The 1,495-nt window shown below is 47.4% G+C and carries 1 protein-coding gene; it reads right to left on the reverse strand.

What is annotated here, in order from left to right; all coding sequences use genetic code 11:
* Window positions 1-224: 224 nt before the first annotated feature.
* A complete protein-coding gene (locus RB160_RS23885) occupies window positions 225-1,400 on the reverse strand; it encodes an IS256 family transposase (protein ID WP_316572953.1) in 1,176 nt (391 codons plus the stop codon).
* Window positions 1,401-1,495: the final 95 nt, after the last annotated feature.

Genomic DNA, 1,495 nt, shown 5'->3' on the forward strand with positions numbered 1-1,495 from the left:
AGTCAAGTCCATATTTTTGTGTAAAAGTGTTAAGCACGATTTCAACCGAATTAAAAGATACTGAATACGTGAACAAAACCGTTTCGATTTTACATTGAGAGGCGGGCATGGTAGCCTGGAGGGCCAGCCAGGTCCTTAAGGATCTGGCTTCCTGGCTGAAAAGTCATGCCCGCTGGAGGCTCAATGTCAAATCGAAATGAGGCCTAACTGTTTCCAGGGGCGAGCTATTTTTTCATAGATAGGTATAAGCTTCTCTTTTTTGACCACTCCTCATCCATGTCCATCAATACAGCGCCAATGAGCCTGGCAGCCGACTGGTCATTGGGGAAGATTTGAATAACCTTCTCCCTCCTTCGGATTTCACGGTTAAGGCGTTCAAGCATATTGGTGGTGCGGATTTTGACATGATGGCCAACCGGCTGTGAATGAAACTGGATGGCATCTTCGAAGCCGGCATCAAGTTTTTCAACTGACTTCCCGTACCCTTTGGCGTTCTGGTACTTTTCGATAAAACGCGCTTTCAGCTCCCTGGCAACGTCGAGATCGGAATTCTGAAACATGTCCCGGAGTTCTGCGCGGGCTTCTTCCGAACCTTTTTTCGGAAGGGACTCAACGATGTTGCGCAGGAAGTGGACAGTACACCTCTGCCATGAAGTCCCGACAAAGTTTTCCCTGATTGCAGAGACAAGCCCGCCATGGGCGTCGGAAATAACAAGCTTTGGGGACTGAAGGCCACGCGATTTCAGATAGTCAAAGAAAGAACCCCAGCTTTCAGTGGATTCGGTATGGTTTATTTTCAGGCCAAGGATTTCCCGCTGTCCCTTTTCGTTGACCCCGCAGGCAACATGGACGCTCTTTGAAACTACCCTATTGTTCTCACGAACTTTGATGTACATGGCGTCCACATAGACATAGGGATAGTAATGAGCATTCAGGGGACGGTTTCTCCAGGCATTGATTTCGGGATCGAGTTCCTTAACCAGGTTTGAGACCAGGGATTTGGACACACTTGTCCCGCATAGCTCCTCCACAATCTTTGTCACCTTGCGTGTGGAGACACCGTTGACCACCATCTCGATCATGGACAGGATGAGCGACTGTTCGCATCTCTTGTATTTTCGAAAAATAGTTGTAGAGAACTCGCCATCTCGTGTGCGAGGGACTTTAAGCGTGAGAGAGCCAACACCTGTGAGAAGTTCACGCTCGTAGAACCCGTTTCGGTGGCCCCGGCGTTCTTCAGTCCTTTCATGAGGAAGGGCATTGATATACTCATCCCGCTCCTTATTCATCAGGGAATTGAGGAGCAGGGCAAGGGAAGCTTTTACAGGTGATTCCAGGGAACTGCTTTCGACTTTCGCTTTGAGATCATCCAGGTTTATAGTAATATTAATTTGGGTCATCTTCATACCTCCGTAAAGTGGTTTCTTGGTCGAAAACATTTTAACACGGATCATGAAGATGACCTTTTTTTTTACACAATTATATGGACTTTATC

The organism is Neobacillus sp. YIM B06451 (assembly GCF_032667185.1).
In the GTDB taxonomy this organism is placed as follows: domain Bacteria; phylum Bacillota; class Bacilli; order Bacillales; family Cytobacillaceae; genus Bacillus_D.

What these genes read in the sequence shown, in the direction of transcription:
- RB160_RS23885 (WP_316572953.1), bottom strand. Translation starts at nt 1,400, where the DNA reads ATGACCCAAATTAATATTACTATAAACCTGGATGATCTCAAAGCGAAA.